General features: G+C 71.2%; 25 protein-coding genes. 19 read left to right on the top strand and 6 right to left on the bottom strand.

Annotated elements, in window-relative coordinates; translation table 11 throughout:
• Nucleotides 1-62 precede the first annotated feature (62 nt).
• Nucleotides 63-761 (bottom strand): SDR family NAD(P)-dependent oxidoreductase, encoded by a 699-nt coding sequence (locus tag ACWPOB_RS12935; protein ID WP_100056012.1) that lies wholly within the window; start codon nucleotides 759-761, stop codon nucleotides 63-65.
• Nucleotides 762-942: 181 nt separating this feature from the next.
• Entirely contained in the window at nucleotides 943-1,755 is an 813-nt protein-coding gene (thiD, locus tag ACWPOB_RS12930; protein ID WP_455401110.1) for a bifunctional hydroxymethylpyrimidine kinase/phosphomethylpyrimidine kinase, read from the bottom strand.
• A 259-nt stretch (nucleotides 1,756-2,014) separates the two neighbouring features.
• On the opposite strand from thiD, the gene ACWPOB_RS12925 reads away from it, so the two are divergent.
• Nucleotides 2,015-2,722 carry an SOS response-associated peptidase gene (locus ACWPOB_RS12925; protein ID WP_455401046.1) on the top strand — a complete coding sequence of 236 codons (708 nt, stop codon included), beginning with the start codon at nucleotides 2,015-2,017 and terminating at the stop codon, nucleotides 2,720-2,722.
• 84 nt (nucleotides 2,723-2,806) lie between these two features.
• Nucleotides 2,807-3,145: an alpha/beta fold hydrolase gene (locus tag ACWPOB_RS12920; protein WP_455401045.1), complete on the top strand. Its 339-nt coding sequence runs from the start codon at nucleotides 2,807-2,809 to the stop codon at nucleotides 3,143-3,145.
• Here the strand turns inward: ACWPOB_RS12920 and ACWPOB_RS12915 are convergent.
• Both ACWPOB_RS12915 and ACWPOB_RS12910 read right to left on the bottom strand, forming a co-directional pair.
• Complete coding sequence (locus ACWPOB_RS12915; protein ID WP_455401044.1) at nucleotides 3,120-3,623, bottom strand: acyl transferase; 504 nt, start codon at nucleotides 3,621-3,623, stop codon at nucleotides 3,120-3,122. The two genes, ACWPOB_RS12920 and ACWPOB_RS12915, sit on opposite strands and share 26 nt — an antisense overlap.
• A 27-nt stretch (nucleotides 3,624-3,650) precedes the next feature.
• Nucleotides 3,651-3,989 carry a hypothetical protein gene (locus tag ACWPOB_RS12910; protein WP_455401043.1) on the bottom strand — a complete coding sequence of 113 codons (339 nt, stop codon included), beginning with the start codon at nucleotides 3,987-3,989 and terminating at the stop codon, nucleotides 3,651-3,653.
• Nucleotides 3,990-4,199: 210 nt separating this feature from the next.
• Here ACWPOB_RS12910 and ACWPOB_RS12905 point away from each other — a divergent pair, with 210 nt between their 5' ends.
• The 16 genes from ACWPOB_RS12905 to ACWPOB_RS12830 all read left to right on the top strand — a co-directional run bounded on the left by ACWPOB_RS12905 (nucleotide 4,200) and on the right by ACWPOB_RS12830 (nucleotide 18,357).
• On the top strand, nucleotides 4,200-4,631 hold the full coding sequence (locus ACWPOB_RS12905) for a hypothetical protein (RefSeq protein ID WP_455401042.1): 432 nt from the start codon (nucleotides 4,200-4,202) through the stop codon (nucleotides 4,629-4,631).
• Between the two features lie 96 nt (nucleotides 4,632-4,727).
• Complete coding sequence (locus ACWPOB_RS12900; protein WP_006947358.1) at nucleotides 4,728-4,979, top strand: hypothetical protein; 252 nt, start codon at nucleotides 4,728-4,730, stop codon at nucleotides 4,977-4,979.
• A gap of 142 nt (nucleotides 4,980-5,121) precedes the next feature.
• Nucleotides 5,122-5,484: a PadR family transcriptional regulator gene (locus tag ACWPOB_RS12895; protein ID WP_100056018.1), complete on the top strand. Its 363-nt coding sequence runs from the start codon at nucleotides 5,122-5,124 to the stop codon at nucleotides 5,482-5,484.
• Nucleotides 5,484-6,827, top strand: a complete 1,344-nt coding sequence (locus tag ACWPOB_RS12890) for a permease prefix domain 1-containing protein (RefSeq protein ID WP_455401041.1) — start codon at nucleotides 5,484-5,486, stop codon at nucleotides 6,825-6,827. The genes ACWPOB_RS12895 and ACWPOB_RS12890 overlap by 1 nt, the downstream gene beginning before the upstream one ends.
• A gap of 129 nt (nucleotides 6,828-6,956) precedes the next feature.
• Nucleotides 6,957-7,766, top strand: a complete 810-nt coding sequence (locus ACWPOB_RS12885; protein WP_100056019.1) for a crotonase/enoyl-CoA hydratase family protein — start codon at nucleotides 6,957-6,959, stop codon at nucleotides 7,764-7,766.
• Between the two features lie 42 nt (nucleotides 7,767-7,808).
• A complete protein-coding gene (locus ACWPOB_RS12880; protein WP_455401040.1) occupies nucleotides 7,809-8,966 on the top strand; it encodes an acyl-CoA dehydrogenase family protein in 1,158 nt (385 codons plus the stop codon).
• A gap of 32 nt (nucleotides 8,967-8,998) precedes the next feature.
• On the top strand, nucleotides 8,999-10,549 hold the full coding sequence (locus ACWPOB_RS12875) for an acyl-CoA synthetase (RefSeq protein ID WP_100056020.1): 1,551 nt from the start codon (nucleotides 8,999-9,001) through the stop codon (nucleotides 10,547-10,549).
• The gene (locus ACWPOB_RS12870) at nucleotides 10,546-11,169 is read left to right on the top strand and encodes a TetR/AcrR family transcriptional regulator (RefSeq protein ID WP_100056021.1); all 624 of its coding nucleotides are present in this window, start codon (nucleotides 10,546-10,548) and stop codon (nucleotides 11,167-11,169) included. Before ACWPOB_RS12875 ends, ACWPOB_RS12870 begins: the two co-directional genes overlap by 4 nt.
• A gap of 24 nt (nucleotides 11,170-11,193) precedes the next feature.
• On the top strand, nucleotides 11,194-12,342 hold the full coding sequence (locus ACWPOB_RS12865) for an acyl-CoA dehydrogenase family protein (RefSeq protein ID WP_455401039.1): 1,149 nt from the start codon (nucleotides 11,194-11,196) through the stop codon (nucleotides 12,340-12,342).
• Nucleotides 12,342-13,418, top strand: a complete 1,077-nt coding sequence (locus ACWPOB_RS12860; protein ID WP_455401038.1) for an acyl-CoA dehydrogenase family protein — start codon at nucleotides 12,342-12,344, stop codon at nucleotides 13,416-13,418. The genes ACWPOB_RS12865 and ACWPOB_RS12860 overlap by 1 nt, the downstream gene beginning before the upstream one ends.
• 95 nt (nucleotides 13,419-13,513) lie before the next feature.
• Nucleotides 13,514-14,293 (top strand): tyrosine-protein phosphatase, encoded by a 780-nt coding sequence (locus tag ACWPOB_RS12855; RefSeq protein WP_455401037.1) that lies wholly within the window; start codon nucleotides 13,514-13,516, stop codon nucleotides 14,291-14,293.
• Complete coding sequence (locus tag ACWPOB_RS12850) at nucleotides 14,290-15,507, top strand: CaiB/BaiF CoA transferase family protein (RefSeq protein ID WP_455401036.1); 1,218 nt, start codon at nucleotides 14,290-14,292, stop codon at nucleotides 15,505-15,507. Before ACWPOB_RS12855 ends, ACWPOB_RS12850 begins: the two co-directional genes overlap by 4 nt.
• A 60-nt stretch (nucleotides 15,508-15,567) precedes the next feature.
• On the top strand, nucleotides 15,568-16,212 hold the full coding sequence (locus tag ACWPOB_RS12845) for an FMN-dependent NADH-azoreductase (protein WP_455401035.1): 645 nt from the start codon (nucleotides 15,568-15,570) through the stop codon (nucleotides 16,210-16,212).
• 264 nt (nucleotides 16,213-16,476) lie between these two features.
• Complete coding sequence (locus tag ACWPOB_RS12840; protein ID WP_455401034.1) at nucleotides 16,477-16,620, top strand: hypothetical protein; 144 nt, start codon at nucleotides 16,477-16,479, stop codon at nucleotides 16,618-16,620.
• A 1-nt stretch (nucleotide 16,621) separates the two neighbouring features.
• Entirely contained in the window at nucleotides 16,622-17,548 is a 927-nt protein-coding gene (locus ACWPOB_RS12835) for an ATP-binding cassette domain-containing protein (RefSeq protein ID WP_100058086.1), read from the top strand.
• The gene (locus ACWPOB_RS12830; RefSeq protein ID WP_455401033.1) at nucleotides 17,545-18,357 is read left to right on the top strand and encodes an ABC transporter permease; all 813 of its coding nucleotides are present in this window, start codon (nucleotides 17,545-17,547) and stop codon (nucleotides 18,355-18,357) included. The genes ACWPOB_RS12835 and ACWPOB_RS12830 overlap by 4 nt, the downstream gene beginning before the upstream one ends.
• Nucleotides 18,358-18,531: 174 nt before the next feature.
• Here the strand turns inward: ACWPOB_RS12830 and ACWPOB_RS12825 are convergent, their stop codons facing one another.
• Together ACWPOB_RS12825 and ACWPOB_RS12820 are read right to left on the bottom strand one after the other, a co-directional pair.
• Nucleotides 18,532-19,929 (bottom strand): amidohydrolase family protein, encoded by a 1,398-nt coding sequence (locus ACWPOB_RS12825; protein WP_455401032.1) that lies wholly within the window; start codon nucleotides 19,927-19,929, stop codon nucleotides 18,532-18,534.
• A complete protein-coding gene (locus ACWPOB_RS12820; protein WP_455401031.1) occupies nucleotides 19,926-21,152 on the bottom strand; it encodes a CoA transferase in 1,227 nt (408 codons plus the stop codon). Before ACWPOB_RS12820 ends, ACWPOB_RS12825 begins: the two co-directional genes overlap by 4 nt.
• 44 nt (nucleotides 21,153-21,196) lie before the next feature.
• On the opposite strand from ACWPOB_RS12820, the gene ACWPOB_RS12815 reads away from it, so the two are divergent.
• The gene (locus tag ACWPOB_RS12815) at nucleotides 21,197-22,267 is read left to right on the top strand and encodes an enoyl-CoA hydratase/isomerase family protein (RefSeq protein ID WP_455401030.1); all 1,071 of its coding nucleotides are present in this window, start codon (nucleotides 21,197-21,199) and stop codon (nucleotides 22,265-22,267) included.
• Nucleotides 22,268-22,299 lie beyond the last annotated feature (32 nt).

Below are 22,299 nucleotides of genomic sequence, written 5' to 3'. Positions count from 1 at the left end.
CATGGTCCATTCGCTCGGTTCGAGCCGGGGCGGCCCGGCGGGTGCGGAGTGCGCCGGGCGCGTCAGCCCACATGCGTGACGGGTATCGAAGCCCCGGTCACGGCGGCGCCGTCGTCGGAGAGCAGGAACCGGATCACGCGCGCGATCTCGGCGGGCTGCGACCACGAGCGCCGGTTCGCGTCGGGCATCGCCGCCCGGTTCGCGGGAGTGTCGATGACGACGGGCAGCAGCGCGTTGACCCGGACGCCGTCGGCGGCGTACTCGACGGCCAGGGTCTCGACCAGTGCGGTCACGGCGGCCTTCGACGCGACGTAGGCGGCGCCCCCGGCGAACGGCCGCTTCGTCGCCGCGGTCGACATGCAGACCACCGACCCACCGCCGCCCGCGAGCAGGTGCGGCAGCGCCGCGCGGGTCACGGCGTAGGCGGTGCGCACGTTCAGATCCAGCTGGGCATCGAGGACCTCGATCGGAGTCTCGTGCACCCGCGGCCCCGAGGTGAACCCGCCCACCAGATTCACCACACCGAACAGGGGCGCGGATTCCTCGGCCGCCGCGAGCGAGACGGCCTGCCGCAGCTGCGCCTCGTCGGACAGGTCCGCCTCCACGAGATGCAGACCCGGATGGTCCGCGAGCCGGCCGAGTTCGGTACGAGCCACCCAGGGGACCACGACCCGCCAGCCGGTCTCGAGCAGATGCGTCGTGACGGCGGCACCGAGCCCGCCGGTGCCGCCGGTGACGAGCGCAGTCCGGATCGCGGTCATGGGAATCCTCTCGGCCGAGCGGACGGATGCCCGTCCACGATAGGCGTCGGACGTACCCGCGTATCGCGATACCGAGCCACACGTGCCGGTTCCGGACATCGGCAACCGTCCCGGCGGTTGTCGACGTCCGAAACCTGCACTCCGATAGGCGAATCCGGCTCGCCGACGAACAGGGGTGGTCCTATGCCGTGCGCGACGCCGCGTACGCGCCCTGCCACACCGTGTCGAACGGCGTGTGCGCCCCGACCCGGCCCTCGATGCCGGCGGTGACGAAGTCCTTCGCCAGCGCGACGGCGGCGGGCACGTCGGCGCCCTTGGCGAGTTCGGCGGTCACGGCCGCGGCGAGCGTGCAGCCGGCGCCGGACACCCGCTCGCGGCCGACCTTCGGCGCGGAGAACACGGTGACCTCCGCACCGTCGAAGAGCACGTCGACGGCGTCGTCGCCGGCGAGCTCCACGCCGCCCTTGGCCAGGACGTACCGCGGGCCGAGGGCGTGGATGCGGCGGGCGGCCTCGACGAGGTCGTCGACGGTGTCGATGCGGTCCATCCCCGCCAGGGTGCGGGCCTCGAACAGGTTGGGGGTGACCACCGTGGCCAGGGGCAGCACGGCCTCGCGCAGCGCGTTGTCGGTGTCGAGCGCGGCGCCGGGCTCCTGACCCTTGCAGATCAGCACCGGGTCCAGGACGACGTGCCGCCACGACCGGCGACGCAGGCCCTCGGCGACCACCTCGATGGTCGCGGGGGTGCCGAGCATGCCGATCTTGACGACGTCGAGGTCGTGGGCCGCGGTGGCGGCCTCGATCTGGTCCGCGATGACCTCGGGCGCGATCGGGACGAAGCGGTGCGACCAGTCGTTCCGCGGGTCGAACGAGACGATGCAGGTGGTGGTGCCGACGCCGTAGACGCCCAGCTCCTGGAATGTCTTCAGATCCACCTGCAACCCTGCGCCGCCGGTGGCTTCGGACCCGGCGATGACATAGGCGAGGTCGACCACGATGTACTCCAATCCGATGGGGGACAGACTGCGTGCCGGCCCGGAAGGTGCCGGTACGTCGGGGGAGACCACGGCTGCCCGCGACGTCGTCACCGGGTTCGCACGATCGGTCCCGGCACCAGGCTAGCGCGCCCGGCCGTGCGTCCCTGCCGGACGACCCGTGCCGATGACCGGCGTCACATGCGGCCCGGCGCATGTCGGTGCGGTGCGGCACCATGGGAATCGACCGGTCGAGGCACGACGACAGAAGGTGGGCGGCATGTGCGGTCGGTATGCGAGCACGGTCACCGATCAGGAACTGCGCTCCCTGTTCGACGTGGTGGAGACGGTAGGCGAGCCGCTGCCCCCGTCGTACAACGTCGCGCCGACGCAGACGGTGCGGGTGGTGCTCGAGCGCGCCCCGAAGGACGATCCGGGCGCGGAGGCGGTGCGTCAGCTCCGCTCCGCCCGGTGGGGGCTGGTGCCGTCGTGGGCCAAGGACCCGAAGATCGGCAACCGGCTGATCAATGCCCGCTGCGAGACGATCACCGAGAAACCGTCGTTCAAGGCCGCGGCCGCGCGGCGACGGTGCATCCTGCCGGCCGACGGGTACTTCGAGTGGCAGAAGCGCGAGGACGGCACCAAGGTGCCGTACTTCCTGCACGGCGACGGCGTGCTCGGAATGGCCGGCCTGTACGAGCTGTGGCCGGATCCGAACCTGCCGGACGACCATCCCGACAAGTGGCTGTGGACCGTCACGGTGCTGACGACGGAGGCCACCGACGCCGCCGGGCAGATCCACGAGCGGTGCCCGCTGGTGCTGCCGCCGTCCTTCCACGACGTGTGGCTCGATCCGGCCCTCACCGACCGCGACGACGTCGACGCGCTGATCGCCTCCGTCCCCGAACCCCACCTGGAGCCCTACGAGGTCGGCACCGCGGTCAACAACCCTCGCAACAACCGCCCGGAACTGCTCGAGCCGGTGTGAGCGGCGCGGGGCCACCGGGGCTCGGGTGGCCGTGCCCGTCTGCGGGCCCTTCCGTGGCACGCCTCGCGATCCGAATCACTTTCCGTGGAGGGAGGATTCGCGGAATCCGAGGGATACTGGTCGATGCTGTGGAACGCCGTGCCGACGGACGTGCCGGCGGGTCTCGACCGGATCACGTGCCCCGTCACCCTCGCGCAGGGCGTACTCGACGTCGTCGCGTCCGCGCAGACGGTGCGGTACGTCCCGCTGATTCCCGGGGCGCGGTTCGTGCCGCTGCCGTGGGCCGGGCATGCGCCGCAGTCGGATGCCCCCGAAGGCGATCGTCGACCTGGTCCGGCGGGCCGCGGCGGAGGCATGATTCCGGCGTGTGGGTGCCGGCTGCGCTTCCGCTGGTGGCTCAGCCGATCCGGACGCCGTCCGTGACGACCCAGATTCCGTCGGCGCTCTCCCGGACGGGCCGGCGCAGCTGCAGCACCACGATGCTGCCGTCCGCCCGGTTCGTCACCTCGACGGTGTGCGGGTCGGCCGCGCGCGCGTCGGTGTCGCTCCATCCGAATCGGTCCGCCACGAACGCCTGCGCGACGAGGGACGGATCCAGCCGCCACGGCTGGCTACCCTCGTCGACCGCGCGCTGAAGCGCTTCGGCCTCCTCCGGGGCGAGATCTTCACCGGGAAAGGCCGACCCGGCCGGCGGCGTCGTGTCCTCGCTCGTCGCGGCCGGCGGCGTCTCCGGCGAGGGGGACGTGGGGGCGCTCTCGGCCGTCGTCGCCGATGCCGGTGCCGACGCGGGAACGGACGCGCTCGTGGTCGGTTGTGTGCCCGGCGTGGTGTCGCCGTCGCCGCACGACGCGACCAATCCGACCGAGGCCACCACTGCGGCAACGGTTTTCGGCAATCTCATCCACACGGAATCCTCCTCGCGATTCGGTCACCGAGGCCGGGCGAACCGGAACTCCCACGGCTGCTGCCCCTTACCGGTCTGCACCCAGTGATCGTCCTCGATGTGCCGGAGCACCTCGGCGAGGCTTCGGTTCATCTCCGGCGCCCACGCCTCCTGCGGCGGGATATCCCCCCATGTTCGGGGTACCGGGAAGGTGGGACCGACATAGCGGCGTTCCCCGTCCACCCGGCCGACGAACCGCTTGTACGCGTTGCCGTACTGCGAACTCAGCGTCGCGAGCAGGGAGGCCCACCACGACGTGCCGCCCGCGTCCTCCAGTTCCACGGTCAGCGTCTCCGCGTCCCCGGTTCCCGAGCTCTCGCCCATGTCTACTCCCCACCTCGTCCTTCGCGGTGTCCGTCACCGGCGACGGGAGTCGGCCTCTTCTCGCTCACCAGCCACTCGATGTGCTGGAAGAGGTCGTTCTCGCCCATGGGAAGGCTCCCTCGCCGTGGTCGTGCCCCGGGCATAACCGGTATCCGGGGCAGGCAAACCCGTCCGCGTTTCGTGGCCCCACGGCTCGGGTACCTCGCAGCCATGAGTATCGAAGACGGTCCCGGCGACACGCTCAGCCCGAGCGAGGGCCTCGATTCCGACGAAGTCCGTAACGACGACGGCGACGAGGTCGTGGACCCGCCGCAGGGCTGGAGCGGGGCCGACCGGTTCGGCACCACGCAGCGGGAGGAGCAGGAAGGCGAGTCGCTGGACCAGCGCCTCGCCGAGGAGGAACCCGACGTGGCGCCCCTGGAGCCGCTCGAGCGGCCGGTTGCGGCCATGCCGGACGACGAGCTGACCGAGGACATCGTCGACGAGGTCTACGACGGCGGAGGCGACACAGCCGTCGTCGACGGCGGACGTAAGCACGCAGAGCTGGTCGAGGGTGTCATCGTCGAGGACTCGCGGGTCGATCGAGGTCAGATCGACGGCAGCCCCGAGGACGGCGAGTCCCTCTTCCCGGTGGTCGAGTGAGATGGGCGCCGCCGGTGACGCGCAGGTGCCGACACGGAGGCGGTCCTGCCGTGGTAGGGGTGTCCGGAAGAGCGATCGATGCAATGATCATTTGTCATGAGTGACAACTCGGGAGTTGCAGGCAGGGGCGGGCTCACCGTCGGCTCGCGGGTGGTGGTGCGTCGTGGCGACGACAAGAGCCGACTGCCCGGAGTGGTGGTCGAGGACTATGCGAGCGAAGCCGCCCGGGCCGGCGAGCAGCTGGGGCGGGACTGGGCGCCGGTGCGCCGGTGGGCCGTCGCGCTGGACGACGGCCGGCTCGTCTTCGCCGACGACGACGAGGTCGAGGCGGAGCCGAAGAAGTCCTGACCGCTGTCCGTACGCTCCGGACCCTCGCGATCAACCCCGCCGGCGTGCCGGTCTTGGACGAACCGTGCGCATCGAGAAGTGCGGTTGGCTCATGCCTGGATCTGCTAGGTTGATACCTAGCTGATCTAGGCATAGGAGTCCTATGTACCTCGACAAGGACCTGGTGGCGGCCTCGGCGACCCCGCTTGTGCTCGGAATCCTCGCCGACGGCGACTCCTACGGGTACGCCATCCTCAAACGAGTCAAGGATCTGTCCGGTGGACGGATCCAGTGGACCGACGGAATGCTGTACCCGCTGCTGCATCGCCTGGAACGGTCCGGATACGTGTCGGCGTCGTGGGGGAGTTCCGACAGTGGGCGACGGCGCAAGCACTACGCGATCACCGACGCAGGCCGGAGCGTGCTCGCGGAACGGCGCAGTCAGTGGGACGTCGTGGCGGACGCGCTGGACCAGGTCTGGCGCTGCGCCGAGGTGCCCGCGACCCCCGCCGAAGGATGGTCGTGATGGACACCGACGCCGCGCTGGAGTCGCAGATCGGTCAGTGGCGCGGCTACGTCGAGCGTCGTCGCGCGATATCCGCCGCCGACGCCGACGAGATGGAAGACCACCTGCGTGACCAGATCTCCGATCTGTCCGCCGCCGGGTTGGGGGCCGACGAGGCCTTCCTGGTCGCGGTCAAACGCATGGGCAGCGTGGACGACATCTCCCGAGAGTTCGCACGCGAGCATTCCGATCGGCTGTGGAAACAACTCGTCCTGATGCCCGCACCGGACGACGGTGGTACCCGGCCCACGCGTGAGCTGTTCGTCGTGCTCGCGCTCGCCGTCGGTGCGGCGGTCCTCCTGAAGGCCGGACTGGCGACACTGGACGAGGACGTCGTCGTGCGCAACGTCAGCGTTCTCGTGCTTCCGTTCCTCGCCGGGTACTTCGCCTGGAAGCGCCGCATGACGCCCCGCGGCGCCGCGGCGCTGCTGGTGCCGTTCGCCCTGGTGGCGGTCGTGACGAACGCGTTCCCCTTCGTCCCGAACGGATCGACCGAGGTGATCGCCGCGATCCATGCCCCGATCGCGTTGTGGTTCGTCGTCGGCCTCGCCTATGTCGGAGGCGAGTGGCGGTCCGACCGGCGGTGGATGGACTTCGTCCGATTCACCGGCGAATGGGTCGTCTACCTCACCCTGCTCGCCCTCGGCGGCGGCGTCCTCGTAGGCCTCACGATCGGCGCGTTCGACGCGCTCGGCACGGATGCCGAGTGGGTCGTCGAGGATTGGGTACTGCCGTTCGGCGCGGCGGGCGCGGTCGTCGTCGCCGCCTGGCTCGTGGAGGCGAAGCAGAACGTGGTGGAGAACATCGCCCCCGTCCTCACCCGCGTGTTCACACCCCTCACAATCCTCATGCTGCTGGTGTTGCTCGCGGCGTTCGCGACCACCGGGAGCGTCGTCGACGTCGACCGAAACCTGTTGATCCTGATGGACCTCATCCTCGTCGTGGTCCTGGGACTGCTGCTGTACGCGATCTCCGCCCGCGAACCTCACCTGCCGCCCGACCTGTTCGACCGTCTCCAGCTCGTCCTTGTCGTCCTCGCTCTCGCGGTCGACCTGCTCATGCTCACAGCCATGCTCACCCGGATCGCGGAGTTCGGCTTCACCCCCAACAAGGTGGCCGCTCTCGGGATGAACCTGGTTCTACTGGTCAATCTCACCTGGTCGGCCCGCCTCCTCCTCGGGTTCGTCCGTGGCCGCCGCGGGTTCGGCGCCCTCGAACGCTGGCAGACCCGCTACCTGCCCGTCTTCGGCATCTGGGCGGCGCTGGTTGTCTGCGTTCTCCCGCCGATGTTCGACTTCGCGTGACCGTCGGTCACCGAATACCGGCCGTCGATCCGTCCACGCCTTTACAACCGGTCCGCAAGGCAGTAATTTGAACGATCGTTCGACCTAATCTGCTGCCTGCCGCCGATCGCCGGCCGAAAGGACCTCCGCATGAGCGCACCCGAGGACGTCGTACTCTCCCGCCGGGAAGGCCACGTCACGACGTGGACGATCAACCTGCCCGAGGCGCGCAATCCGATCTCCGGCGACGACGTCGTCGAGCGGCTGGTGCAGCTGGTGGAGGAGGCGAATGCGGACTACGAGACCCGCGTGGTGATCCTCACCGGCGCCGGCAGCGCGTTCTCGGCCGGCGGCAACGTCAAGGACATGGCCGACCGCGCCGGGATGTTCGGTGGTGCCCCGCATCAGCTGCGTGAGGGCTACCGTCGCGGAATCCAGCGGCTGCCCAAGGCGATCTACCACTGCGAGGTGCCGATCATCGCCGCAGTCAACGGTCCCGCGGTCGGCGCCGGCTGCGACCTGGCCATGATGTGCGACATGCGGATCGCTTCGAGCACCGCATTCTTCGCCGAGAGCTTCGTCAAGCTCGGCATCATCCCCGGCGACGGCGGCGCGTGGCTGCTGCCCCGCGCCATCGGTGCGGCGCGGGCCGCGGAGATGGCCTTCACCGGCGACCGGGTCGACGCGGCGACCGCGCTGGACTGGGGCATGGTCTCCCGCGTCGTCGAACCCGAGCAGCTGCTGGCCACCGCGAACGAACTCGCCGCCCGCGTCGCGGTGAATCCGCCGCACGCGCTGCGCATGACCAAGAAGCTGATGCGCGAGGGACAGCGCCAGGATCTCGACAGCATCCTCGAGCTCTCCGCCGCGTTCCAGGCCCTCTCGCACCACACCGCCGACCACGGCGAGGCACTCTCGGCGTTCCTCGAACGCCGCACCGGGAACTTCACCGGCAACTGACCGCGGCGGCCCCGAGCCGCACACAACGAAGGAGAGACGGCCGTGGAGCGGACGATCTTCACTCAGGAACACGACGAATTCCGTTCCATGCTGCGGGATTTCATCGACCGCGAGGTTCTGCCGCATCAGGCGGAGTGGGATGCGCTGGGCCGGCCCCCGCGCGAGTTCTTCCACCGTCTCGGTGAACTCGGCGTCCTCGGTATCCAGGTGCCCGAGGAGTTCGGCGGCGGTGGCGAATCGAGCTTCAAGTACAACGCCATCGTGTTCGAGGAGGTGGCCCGGGCCGGCGTGTCGTTCGGCTCCTACACCGTGCACTCCTGCCTGATCCTGCCGTACCTGCTGGAATACGGCAGCGACGAGCAGCGGAAGCGCTGGCTGCCGGACTTCGCGTCCGGCCGGATGATGACCGCCATCGCGATGACCGAGCCCGGCACCGGCTCGGACCTGGCCAACATCGCCACCACCGCCAAGCTGTCCGCCGACGGCTCGCACTACGTCGTCAACGGCGCGAAGACGTTCATCACCGGCGGCGTCACCGCAGACCTGGTCCTCACCGTCTGCCGGACGGCGCCGTTCGACCCGGAGGACCGCCGTGCCGGCCTGTCGATCCTCTGCGTGCCCACCGATGCCGAGGGGTTCTCCGTCGGCCGCAAGCTGGACAAGATCGGGCTGCACCAGCAGGACACCGCCGAGCTGTCGTACCAGGATGTGCAGGTTCCGGTGGAGAATCTCCTCGGCGAGGAGGGCAAGGCCTTCGGCTACCTCGCCCACAACCTCCCCCAGGAACGCCTGAGCATCGCGCTCAACCAGGTCGGCCAGGCCGCGGCCGCGATCGAGCATGCCGTCGCATACACCAAGGACCGCAAGGTGTTCGGCAAGCCGGTGGCCTCCTTCCAGAACACCAAGTTCGTTCTCGCGGAATGCTCCGCCGAGGTGCAGGCGGCGCGAGTCTTCGCCGACCACTGCCTCGAACTGCTCGACCGGGGCGAACTGTCGGTGGCGGACGCCGCCCGTGCCAAGCTGTACTGCACCGAGGTCGCCGGCCGCGTGATCGACAAGTGCCTGCAGTTGCACGGTGGCTACGGCTACATCACCGAATACCCGATCGCTCGCCTCTACGCCGACACCCGCGTCAGCCGGATCTACGGCGGCACCAGCGAAGTCATGAAGACGATCATCGCCAAGGACCTCGGCCTCTAGACGTCCCGGTGGGACCGGCAGAAGGAGCACGAATGTATCCAGGACGCTATGCCTCGATCACCCCGGACAAGCCGGCGGCGATCGAGGCGGCCACGGGGCGCGAGATCAGTTACCGCGAGCTCGAGGACCGTTCGGTGCAGTTCGCGCACTGGCTCCGCGCCCACGGCCTCGGCGCGGGCGACCACCTCGCCGTGCTGTCGGTCAACGACGTGACCGTCTTCGAACTGTACTGGGCTGCAGTGCGTTCCGGCATGTACGTGACGTTCGTGAACACGCATCTCGCCCCGCCCGAGGTCGCCTACATCGTCGACGACTGTGACGCCGCGGCTCTCGTGGTCTCCGCGCCCCTCGCGGACCTCGCGGTCGCCGTGGCCGGCGACACGCCGAAGGTGCGGCACCGCCTGGCGTTCGGCGGCGACGTTCCCGGCCACCTCGGATACGAGGCCGAGATCGCCGCGATGAGCACCACCGCGCCGGTCGACCAGCCCGGCGGGACGGACATGCTCTACTCGTCGGGCACGACCGGCCGGCCGAAGGGAATCAAGCCCGCGCTCAGCGGAGCGCAGGTCGGTGAGCAGGCGGCCTCCAACGCGGTCGGACTGCTGCAGAGCTTCGGCTTCGACGACGAGTGCGTGTACTACGCGCCCGCCCCGATCTACCATGCCGCGCCCCTGCGGTTCGGCGCCGCGGCGCAGGCGCTCGGCGGCACGGCGATCGTCGCGGGCAGGTTCGACGCCGAGACCTGCCTCGCCGACCTCGAGCGCTACCGCGTGACCCACAGTCAGTGGGTACCCACGCATTTCGTCCGGCTCCTGAAGCTGCCCGAGCAGATCCGCGACCACTACGACCTGTCCGCGATGCGCGCCGCCATCCACTCCGCGGCGCCGTGCCCCGTCGAGGTCAAGCAGGCGATGATCGACTGGTGGGGCGAGGTGATCTACGAGTACTACTCGTCCACCGAATCCGTGGGCAGCACCATCGTCTCGCCGCAGGAATGGCTCCGGAAGCCCGGCACCGTCGGCCGCACCGGACACGGCCATGCCAGCCTCGCCCACATCTGTGCCGAGGACGGAACGGAGTTGCCGCACGGACAGATCGGGTTGATCTACTTCGAACGTCCCGGCTACAGCTTCGAGTATCACAACGATCCGGAGAAGACGGCCGAGTCGCGTAACCCGATCCACCCCACCTGGGCGACGACCGGGGACATCGGATACCTGGACGAGGACGACTACCTCTTCCTCACCGACCGGGCGAAGTTCACCATCATCTCCGGCGGGGTGAACATCTATCCGCAGGAGATCGAGAACGCCCTCGCCCTGCACCCCAAGGTGTTCGACGTGGCGGTGATCGGTGTGCCGGATGCCGAGATGGGCGAATCGGTCAAGGCGGTCGTCCATCCGGCGGCGGGCGTCGCGGGCGACGACGCGCTGGCCGCGGAGCTGATCGCCTACTGCCGCGACCGCATCGCCGGGTACAAGTGCCCGCGCAGCGTCGACTTCGTCGACGCGCTGCCCCGGACACCCACCGGCAAGCTCGTCAAGGGGGCGCTGCGCCCCGCGACCGCCGGAGGAAACGGATGAGCGTTCGACGGGGAACATACGCACGACAGGGCGACACCGTGGCGCCGTCGGAGCGGCAACGGGTCTTCATCGAGGCGGCTCGTCGCGAGTTCGTCCGCAACGGCTACGGTGCGTCCTCGATCCGGACGATCGCCCAGGAGGCGGGCGTGAGCCTGTCGGCGCTGTACTACCACTACAAGAACAAGCAGGACCTGCTGCTGGCCATCCTCATCGACGGCGTGAACGCCTTCGACGCGATGTGCGACGAGGAGCTGTCGCGCGTCGGTGACGACCCGGTGGAGCGGCTGCGGGCCCTGGTGATCGCCCTGGTCCGGTTCCGGACCACCTGCCAGGAGCAGAGCCTGATGATCGGCACCGAGGTCCGCAACCTGGAACCGGACAATGCGGCCGTCTACGAGCAGAGGCGGCGTTCCGGAAACGAGTTGCTGGGCAGCATCATCGAGGACGGGATGCGATCCGGAGCGTTCACCACTCCCTACCCGGAGGACTGTCGCCGCTCGATCCTGGCGATGACGACCTCGATCGCGAACTGGTACGACCCGGACGGTCCGGACACCCCCGCCGACATCGCGGCCCGATACGGCGATCTGGCCCTGCTGCTGCTGCAGCCGCGACCCTGACCCCCCTCACGGAAGAAGACGACCATGCGTACATCACTGGTGCCGTCCGCCGGTGCCCCCGACCCGAGTCTCGCAGCGTTGCGGGCCGAGGTGCGCGCCTTCCTGCGCGAGCAGATCGAGGCCGGCGTGTTCACCCCGGGCGTGGACACCTGGCTCGCCCGCTGGAACACCGACTTCACCCAGGCCCTGGCCGCCCGCGGCTGGGTCGGCATGACCATCCCCACCGAGTACGGTGGGCACGGCCGCACCTTCATGGAGCGTTTCGTCGTCACCGAGGAACTCCTCGCGGTCGGCGCGCCGGTCGCCGCGCAGTGGGTGGCGGATCGGCAGGCCGCGCCGTCCCTGCTCAAGTACGGCACGGAGGAGCAGAAGCGACGGTTCCTGCCCGGCATCGCCCGCGGCGAGATCTGCTGGGCCATCGGCATGAGCGAGCCCGAGTCCGGATCCGACCTGGCGAGCGTGAAGACCAAGGCCGTGCAGGTCGACGGCGGCTGGCGCATCACCGGCACCAAGCTGTGGACCTCCGGCGCCCACCACGCCGACGCCTTCTTCGGGCTGGCCCGCTCCGCGCCGCTCGACCCGGCGCACCGGCACGCCGGGCTGAGCCAGTTCATCGTCCTGCTCGACTCGCCTGGCGTGGAGATCCGGCCCGTGCTGTCGATGTCCGGTGAGCACCACTTCAACGAGGTCGTCCTCGACGACGTGTTCGTGCCCGACGACCTCGTGCTCGGCACCGTCGGCGACGGTTGGGCGCAGGTCACCTCCGAACTCGGCTACGAGCGCAGCGGCCCGGAACGCTTCATGTCCACCTTCGGTGTGCTCGCCGGCGCGGTGGACGAGGCAGCCGCCGGCCGCCTGCCGGCCGACCCCCGCATCGGCGCGTTCGTCGGCCGGATCTTCGGCCTGCACCACATGTCCCGCGGGGTGTCCGAGGCGCTGCAGCGGCACGAGAACGCGGAGGTCGCCGCCTCGGTGGTCAAGGTGCTCGGCACCCAGGCCGAGGGCGACATCGCCGACCTCGCCGACGAGCTGGCCGACGAGACCGACACCGCCGGTGATCGGTTCGCCGAGCTGGTGCGGGCGGGTGTCATGCAGCGTCCCGGATTCACCCTCCGAGGCGGCACGAGTGAAATTCTGCGCGGGGTCATCGCGCGGGGATTGGGGATGCGCTGATGAGCAACGCGACGAACGGCACGTCGACCGGCAACGACGTGGAGATGCGCGAATTCGCGCAGATGCTCGAACAGGTCTTCGGCGAGCGCCGCGGCGACGATCACCGCCTCACCGGGCCGCTGCGCCTCGACCGCGAATTGTGGTCCACTCTGGTCGAACTCGGTCTCGCCCGGCTCACCGGTCCGGAGGCGGACGGGGGCAGTGAGGCAGGATGGGCCGAGGCCGCATACCTGCTCGGCGCCGCGGGCGCCGGGGCCGCGGCGGTGCCGGTGGCCGAGAACGACCTCCTCGCGGGCTGGCTGCTGCAGCTGTCCGGCTGCGAGCGTGCGGTGACCGATCCGGCGGCGGCACGCACCGCCGCCGTGCTGGCCGCCGACGGCTCGGCCCGGCACGTGCCGTGGGCCCGCGACGTCGATGCCGTGGTCGTGCTGTGGGAGGCGGACGGCACGTGGCGGGTCGCCGACGTCGCCCGCGCCGACGTCGAGGTCACCGAGGCGGTCGACGTCGCGTCCGAGCCGCGCGACCACATCCGCGTCGACGTCTCCGCGCTGTCCGGCGCCGAAGTTCCGGCAGGCACCGCGGAGGAGTTCCTGCGCCGGGGGGCGCTCGCCCGGGCCCTCGCGATGAGCGGCGCGATGGAGCGGGTGCTCGACCTGGTCGTCGAGCACACCACCACGCGTGTGCAGTTCGGCCGTGCCCTGGGCAAGTTCCAGGCCGTGCAGCACCTGGTGTCGGACATCGCCGCCGAGGGCGCGCTCGCGCGTGCCGCCGCGCAGGCGGCTGTGACGATCGCCGAGGATTCCGGATTCGACAGCGACGAAGCGGGATTCGCGATCGCTGCCGCGAAGTCCTGCGCGGGGCACGCCGCGTCGGTGGTCGTGCGCAACGCCCACCAGAGCCTCGGCGCGATCGGCTTCACCATGGAGCACGAGCTGCACCGGCACGCGAATCGGTTGCTGTCGTGGCGCAGGGAGTTCGGCTCCGTGCGGTTCTGGGACGGGGTGCTCACCGCGGCGGCCGTCGACGCCGGGTCCCGGGGGCTGTGGCCGTTGATCGCGGACGGCCGACCGGAATAGAGCGTCGCCGCGGCCCGCTGGACAGGTACCACCGGCCCGGTATGAACTGTGGGGTGACGGCGAGTGTTCCGGCGGTGCCGGACCGACGGGGAGAGGTGCGAGTGCAGGACGAGCAACAGCGCGTGCCCGGACCGGTGAATCTGCGGGACCTCGGCGGACTGCCGCTGACCGACGGCGGTCGCACCGCGCCCGGCGTGCTGTACCGGGGCGACGCCTGCTACACCGGCGACGTGGTGCGCGGCATCCTCTCCGACCGGCCGCCCACGACGGTGGTGGACCTGCGATCCGACGCCGAACGCGGGCACCGCGCCTACACCTGGCCGGACGGCACGCACGTGCATCGCCTGTCGCTGCACGCGGACGCCGCGCCGGCCGGGCGCACCGGCCTCGGCCTCGCCGAACTCTACGGCCGGGTGTTCGACGTGGCCGCGCCGCTGTTCGCCGGTCTCGTGCCGGTCGTCGCGCGGGCCGCGGGCCCGGTCCTCGTGCACTGCACCGCCGGCAAGGACCGCACCGGTCTCGCCGTCGCCGTCCTGCTGCTCGCCGCGGGCGTGGAACCGCAGGCCGTCGTCGACGACTACGCGGCCACCGACACGAACATGCCCCTGCTCCTCCGTCGCTGGGAGGCCGTCGGGCTGCGCGTGGGCGGCTCGTCCGCGGGCGGCGACCGGGCGGTGCCGTCCGACCTGTTCCGCGCCCCGGCCGAGGCGATCTCCCCGATCGTCGAACGCCTCGTCGCGCACCCCGGAGGGCCGGGGGCGTGGCTGATCGACCACGGGGCGGGGGAGGACGACGTGCGGCGGTGGCGCGCACGTGCCCGAGGAGAAGACGTGACTGCCACGGCATACGGAGACAGGAAGGCACAGACGCGATGAGCGAGAACAGCGAGCCGAAAGCCGGGGGATCGGCGGGCCTGCCGCTGGACGGCATCACCGTCGTCAGCCTCGAGCAGGCGGTCGCCGCCCCCATCGCGACCCGCCATCTCGCCGATCTCGGCGCCCGCGTCATCAAGGTCGAACGAATCGGGGAGGGCGACTTCGCCCGCAACTACGACGCCGCCGTGCACGGGCTGGCATCGCATTTCGTGTGGCTCAACCGCGGCAAGGAGTCGATCTGCGTCGATCTCAAGGCCGCCGAGGGTGTCGCCGCGGTGCGCCGGCTCGTCGACGAGGCCGACGTGGTGCTCCAGAACTTCGCGCCCGGCGCGGCGGCGCGGCTCGGGCTCGGCGCCGACGAGCTGCGGCGCGAGCGACCCGAGCTGATCGTGGTGAACATGACCGGCTACGGCACCGAAGGCCCGCTGCGCGAGCGCAAGGCCTACGACATGCTGATCCAGGCCGAGACCGGGCTGTGCTCGATCACCGGCACCCCGGAGACCGCCACCAAGACCGGCATCCCGACCTCCGACATCGCGGCCGGCATGTACGCGCTCACCTCGATCCAGGCGGCGCTGTTCCGGCGCGAGCGCACCGGCGCGGGGGCGACGATCGACGTGTCGATGTTCGACGCGACCGTCGAGTGGCTCGGCCACCCGATGTACCTGCAGATGTACCAGGACACGCAGGTCCAGCGGATGGGTCTGAGCCACGCGTCGATCGCGCCCTACGACGCGTACCCGACCGTCGACGGGAAGATCCTCATCGGCGTGCAGAACGACCGGGGCTGGCGGGCGCTGGTCACCGAGGTGTTCGGCCGCCCGGATCTCGCCGGGCACCCGAAGTTCGCGACGAACATCCTGCGGGTACAGCACCGCGCCGAGACCGACGCGGTCGTCGCCGAGAACACGCGCCGCTTCGAGACCGCCGAACTGGACAAGCGTCTCGCCGCGGCCGGTGTTCCGGCCGCCCGCCTGAACGACATGAGGCACCTGATCGAGCATCCACAGCTCGCCGAGCGCGACCGCTGGCGGGAGGTCGGCACCGAGGCCGGCGCGGTGCGGGCGGTGCTGCCGCCCATGACGTTCTCCGATGTCGAGATGCGCATGGGTGCGGTCCCCGCGCTGGGACAGCACACCGACGCGGTGCTCGCCGAACTCGGCCTCACCGACGAGCAGGTCGCCGGGCTGCGTGCCGCCGGCATCGTGCAGTAGCCGGTAGTCGACCAGCGCAGTACTCGACCGGCGCAGTACTCGAACCCGAAGGAGCCCGACGTGCCCCACCTGCTGCAGCTCGATTCGTCCGCGAACCTGCAGACGTCCGTCACGCGTGAACTGACCCGCCTGTTCGCCGACACGTGGCGCCGCCGCGGACCCGGCCACACCGTGGTCGAGCGGGACCTGCACCGAGACCCGGTCCCGCATCTCGCGGACGCGGAACTGCACTATGCGCCCCGGTTGCGGGTCTCCGGCGTCACGGTCGATCCTGCGGCCGAGGCGGTGCAGACCGAGCTGATCGCCGAGGTCGCCGCCGCCGACGTCGTCGTGATCGGCGCCCCGATGTACAACTGGTCGCTGCCGTCGACGCTGAAGGCGTGGATCGACCACGTCCACGTGCTCGGCACCACCGTGCCGTTCGACACGCCGGACCAGCCGTTCGCGGGCACGCCCGTCGTGGTGATCTCGAGCCGCGGGCTGGCCTACGGCCCCGGGGACCCGGACGAGGGCCTCGACCACACCGTGCCGCCGCTGCAGCAGGTGCTCGGCACGTCGCTGGGCATGGACGTCATGGTTGTGACCGCCGAATACACTCTCACGTCCCGTATTCCGGCGCTGGCGCCGATGAGCGAGCGCTCCACGGCGAGCCTGGACACGGCGCGCGAGCGGGTGCAGCGGCTCGCGCACGACCTCGGCGCGTGACCGGCGTGGCCGGTCCTCCGGTTGGTTCTCAGGCGAATTCGGCGTCGGCTCCGAGCTCTTCAAGGTAGTTCCGCGCCAGTGACTGCGCTGGGAGATGCGCCGTTTGCGGTGGGCCGACCGGGCTCCCCCTCACGTCCATTCGTTCGGTTCTTCCGCGCCGCGCTCGAGCGGTCGCTGTCGATGTGATGCGTCCAAATCGCGGGTCGCTCGTCAGAGGAGTCAAGTTCCCCACCCAGGGGAGCGCCGTCTCGGAAGGACCCTCAGATGATGACCAGCCGTGTCCACATCGCGCTCGACGTCGACGACACCAACGCACCGCCCATCCCTCCGGGGGTGCCCCACCCTCCGGGCCGGCGACATCGCGGCGCGCCGGCGGTGCACGTGCCCGGCACCGGTTCGGAGGCGTGAGATGAACACCCCTGCAGTAGTTGTGGAAGATCTCCATGTCGCCTACGACAAGACGTGGGCGCTCGACGGCCTCGACCTCGAGGTGGGGGCGGGCACGACGCTCGGCGTGCTCGGCCACAACGGCGCCGGTAAGACGACCTTGATTCGCGTGCTCACCACGCTGGTGCGGCCGACCGTGGGCCGGGCGCTGGTCGAGGGCCTCGACGTCGTCACCGATGCGATGGACGTCCGCCGACGGATCGGGGTCACCGGCCAGTATGCCGGTCTCGACGAGTTCCTCACTACCCGAGAGAATGTGGAACTGATCGGCCGCCTCGCCGGTCTTCGTGGTCGGGCACGAGCTCGGGCCGACACCCTGATCGACCGGCTCGGATTGCACGACCTCGCGTCGCGGCGGGTCGGTGAGCTCTCCGGTGGTTCACGACGTCGGGTCGACCTGGCCGCCAGCCTGGTCGGATCTCCGTCGGTACTGTTCCTCGACGAGCCGACCACCGGCCTGGATCCCATCGCCCGCAGCGCGCTGTGGGACGTCGTCGACGAACTCACCACCAACGGCACCACCGTCGTGCTCACGACCCAGTACCTCGAAGAGGCCGACCGGCTTGCCGACCACATTGTCGTGCTCAGCCAGGGACGGGTCGCCGCCCGCGGCACTCCCGCCGAGCTGAAGCGGATTGTCGGCGGCAAGGTGGTGACCGCCACGATCCCCACGCACCAGCTCGGCGGCCTGCCGTTCCGCCCCGACGCCGAGAATCCCGTCGAGGACGGTCGGGTCCGTGTCGCACTCACCGTGGGCGACGCGATGACCGCTGCCGAACTCGTCGCCCAGCTCACCCGGGACCGCGTCGACATCGGCGACCTCGATGTCACCTCGCCCAGCCTCGACGATGTCTTCACCCACCTCACCCACGACGGAGCCACCCGATGAACGCCATGCTCACCACCGAACCCGGGCGCTCACCTGCCGCGGACCAGCTCGCCGCCCTTGTGGTCCGCAATCTGCGCACGAGTGCCCGCGTCCCGCAGTTGCTGATGTTCTCGCTGACCATGCCGATGGCGATGTTGGTCCTGTTCAGCCAGGTGTTCCGCAGTGTCGCGGCCGGACCCGGCTTCCCTCCCGGGGTCAGCTACATCGACTTCCTCACCCCCGCCATGCTGGCAGTCTCCACCGTGATGGCCGGCACCAACGCGGGGGTGTCCGCGGCGATCGATCACACCAACGGCCTGCACGATCGCTTCGCCGCGCTGCCCATGCGGGCGGCGTTGCCCGGGGTGGCGCGCACGCTCAACGAAGCCGCGTTCACGCTCGCCCGGGCCGCGCTCCTCGGTGTCGCCGCCGTCGTACTCGGGTTCGAGTTCCATGGCACTGTCGTCGACGCCCTGGCCGGCATCCTCGTTCTCGCCGTGCTGGCCGCGGCGATGAGTGCCCTGTTCGGGCTCATCGGTGACCGACTCCGCCGTCCCGATGTGGTGCAGTTCGCCGGGATGATGGTGATGATGCCGCTGATGTTCGTCTCGAGCGCCTTCGCCCCGATCGAGACCATGCCCGGTTGGATGCAGGCCGCCGCGACACTCAACCCGGTCGCGCACGCCACCGATGCCCTGCGCGGCCACGAGCTCGGCACCGCCACGTTTGGCGACACGGCCACTGCCGTCGTCGCCGCGGTCGCACTGGGGGCGGTGGTGACGCTCCTGCCCGGCATCGCGCGCCGGGTGCGTGCATTGGTCGCGCGTTGAGCGACCCCACCTGGGCGGTGCGCCGCGCGGATGGTTCATCACGCCGTCTCCGGCGGTCAGCCCCGCACCCTCGCCATGGGCGAAGCGGGGTTGACCGCCGAGCAGGCGTGATCTGGCGATACCCGGGAACGGGTGCAGCAGTTCGGGCACGACCTCGTCCGACCGGGCCTGGGCTCAGCGGCGATACCGGACCTCGCCCCGGATCACTGTGCAGCGCAGTGCATCCGCAGTCGGCTCTGCAAGCGCATCGGTGAGCGGACGGTCGAGCAGCACCAGATCCGCCGGCGCGCCCACCCGCACCGTGCGCGGCCCGTCACCCGGACCGTCGAGGGGGGACAGGTAGCGGTCGAGGGCGGCGGTGGCCGTGATCCGCTCCTGTGGACCGACGACGTCGCCGGTGGGGGCGCGACGGTTCGTCGCGGCCGCGATCACCGCCCACGGGTCGAGCGGCCCGTACGGGGCGTCGCTGGACAGGGCGACGGGCACGCCGCCGTCGAGCAATGACCGGCAGCGGTACAGGTCCGGCAGATCCCGGGTATCGACCCGCTCCAAGTAGTCGTCGCCGCGGTGCGCGAGAAAGCCGGGCTGGGTCACCACGCACACCCTGCGCCGTCGCAGTTCGCCGATCGACTCGGCCGGGACCAGCGCCCCGTGCTCGATGCGGTCTCCGGGGAGGGTGCCGGCCTCGTCGAACACCGCCAGAAGCAGGAGGAGCGCCTCGCGGCTGACGCAGTGCACCGCCACCGGCCGGCCGCGGGCGTGGGCGCGACGGACGGCGGCGGACAGGGTCTCGAAGTCGGGCAGTCCCGAATCGGCGAGAACGATCTTGTACGGGCCGGTCGTCACGGTCCCCGGTCGGTCCTCGGATCCGTCTCCGACGGGTACCCCGAGCAGGTGCAGCCGTTGTGGCAAAACCCCGGTGGTGTGGGCATGGACCAGCGCCTTCAGTGAGTCCGGGGTCAGGTCGGGCGTGGCGTCGGTGATCCCGGTGATCCCGAGGCGGGCCAGGTCTGCGCCCACGGCATCGAGCGGTGGTGGCCCGGTGGCGGGCAGCCGCTCGCGCAGCCACGCGTCCGCCCGCCACACGCGTCCGGTGGGGCGACCGGCGTCGTCGCGCTCCACCCCGGGATGGTCGGCCGAGTCCAGCCCGGCCAGGGTCGCCCCCGCCGAGTTGAGCACCCACATCGCGCCGCTGCGGTGCTGCACCCGCACCGGCCGTCGCGCATGCAGCCGGTCCAGCGCCGCGGCGTCGAGCAGGCCCGCGACCGTCTCGACGTAGCTGACTCCGCGGACCCAGCCGTCGCCGGGCGCGGCGTCCAGCGCCCGGGCCAGGTCGCCGGGTGTGCGCACGTGTGGGGGCCCGCACCGGACCGAGGTGGCGTCCGCGGCGATCGCGTGCAGGTGCAGGTGATGATCGTGCAGTCCCGGCAGCAGCGCCCCACCGCGGCCGTCGATCACCTCGCCGCCGGCGGCCTCGAGGCCGACCCCGATCGCCGTGATCCGGCCGTCGCGGACCGCGACGTCGCACCGGCCGGCCGGCAGCGCGACGCCGCGCAGCAGCAGGCCGGTCACCGCGCCGACCCCAGTTCGGCGAGCACCGCGGCGGTGTCGCGACCCGGTTCGGCGACGTCGCCGCGCGGTGCGCGCGGTTGCGGAGTCTCGATCTGCGCGGTGCCCGTCGCGGTGTCGACGTACCACTTCTCGCCCCGCCGGTATGCCTGCGCCGCAGCGGTTTCGGCTCCGTCCAGGGTGGCGGCCACCGTCGCCGACATCGAGATGTCCCACAACACCCCGTCGCCGTCGCCGGGTGTGGACATCGCCAGCGCCGCCGCAGTCAGTCCTGTGAGCGGATCGGCAAGAGCGTCGCCGACGAAGACCGGCCCGGCGTCGTCGCGGGCGACGAGTCCGGCGGCCGCGGCGATGTCGTCGCCGAAACCGATCCGGTTCGAGGCGCGCCCGTGCGCGGTGATCGAGATCCAGGTTGCGCCGTGGGCGACGAACTCGTCCGCGTCGAGCCCGAATCCGGCCAGCGCGCGCGGACGGGACGCCTCGATCACGATGTCGGCGGCCGCGACGAGCGCGGTCAGGGCTGCGCGCTCGTGGGGGAGGGCGGGATCGAGCGTCACGGCCTCGTGGCCGCCGTGCAGCAGGCGATAGAAGTCGGGATTGCCGCGGCGGGCGCCGTCCGGCCGGGACGGTGTCTCCACCTTGATCACCCGCGCCCCCGCCATGCCCAGCAGGTGCGCGCACAGCGGCCCCGCCCACAGCGCACTGAAGTCGACGACGAGCAACCCGTCGACGGGGCGCGGCGCCGGCGGTCGCAGGGGGGTGGGAGCGTGCGCAGGGCTGACGGGTCCGGCCGCGACGCCGAGCAGGTCGGCGCGCTCGGCCAGGTCGGCGCCGGTGTGCTCGCGCAGCCAGGCCTCGACCGCGGGCCAGGGGTCGTCCCCGACATCCGCGCCGACGAGGGCGCCGAGCAGCAGGGGGTCGTCGGGCCGGGCGCAGGAGACGGCGGCCCAGCCGTCGGCCGTCGGGAGCAGCCGGCACGAACCGCCGGCCGACGTCGCGCCGCCGCGGCGATGCCCGGTGAAGGCGGCGCGCTCGGCGAGCACGCGCGCCCCGTCGAGCTGCACCGCTCCGCCGGTGACGTCGGCGATCCACGCGGTGTGTTCCCGCGCGACGGTCGCCGCGCGACCGGGGGGAATCAGGGGTGGTCCGTCGGGACGGCCGGTGAGAGAAGCGATTCCGCTCTCGGCCCAGTCCCGCACCACATCCGGGCGCGCGGAGGTCGACACGCTGCCGATGCTACAGTCCGCGAAACGACTTCAGGACGGCGGACATGGGCATCGACGTACGAACCCTCACGGTGGCGGAACTCGCGGGGGGCGCCGCCGACACACCGCTTCTCGGCGACGGCGCCGCCCTGCCCGAACCCGTGCTGATCGTCGACCTCGACGACGCCGACGAGACGATCGTCGAGGCCGCGGCCGCCCGGGTGCCGGCACTCGACCGGCTGCTCGTCGGGCGCTGCACGGGCGCCGTCCCGGCCGCCCTGGCGCCGCTGACCGCGGCGCTGGACCTCACGTACGTCGCGGGGCCCGATCCGGCGGACCGGGCTGTGGTCGGCACCGCGGACGTCGACGCGGCGCTCGAGGAGTTCGTCCTGGCGGTGGGGCGGTACCCGCAGTCGGCCCTCGTCGCCGGGCAGGTGGTGCGGATCACCGAGACGCTGCCGGTGCCCGAGGCGATCGACGTCGAATCGCTCGCCTACTCCACCCTGCAGGGCGGCGCCGAGTTCGGTGGCTGGCTCGACGAGCGTCGCCGGCTCGGGCGGCCCCTGCCGCCGCCGCCCGCCGCGGATCCGGTGCTGATCGACCGCGACGGCGACACCCTGCGCCTCACCCTCAACCGGCCCGAACGCCGCAACGCCTACGGCACCGCGCTGCGCGACGCCCTGGTCGAGGCGCTGCGCCTGCCGCTGCTCGACGACACCGTCGCGCGGGTGGTGCTCGACGGTGCCGGGCCGTCGTTCTGCGCCGGCGGTGACCTCGACGAGTTCGGCCACACCCCGGACACCGCGACCGCGCACCTGATCCGCACCCGCGGCGGCGCGGGACGGCTGATCTCCCGGCTCGCGGACCGGATCGAGGTGCGCCTGCACGGGCACTGCGTCGGCGCCGGCATCGAGGTCCCTGCGTTCGCACACCGGATCGTCGCCGCCCCCGACACGCTCTTCCGGCTGCCGGAGGTGACGATGGGCCTGATCCCCGGTGCGGGCGGCACCGTGAGCGTGCCCGGCCGCATCGGCCGCTGGCGCGCGCTGCACCTGTTCGTCACCGGCGTCGCGCTCGAGGCGCCGCTGGCGCTCGAGTGGGGGCTGATCGACGAGATCGCCGTCCCCGGGGAGTGAGCGAAGGGGAGTGAGCGAAGGGGGAGTGAGCG

This window comes from Rhodococcus sp. 2H158, assembly GCF_053764755.1.
Note: the sequence above shows the minus strand (reverse complement) of the source record. Positions and strands in the feature narration are given on the sequence as shown.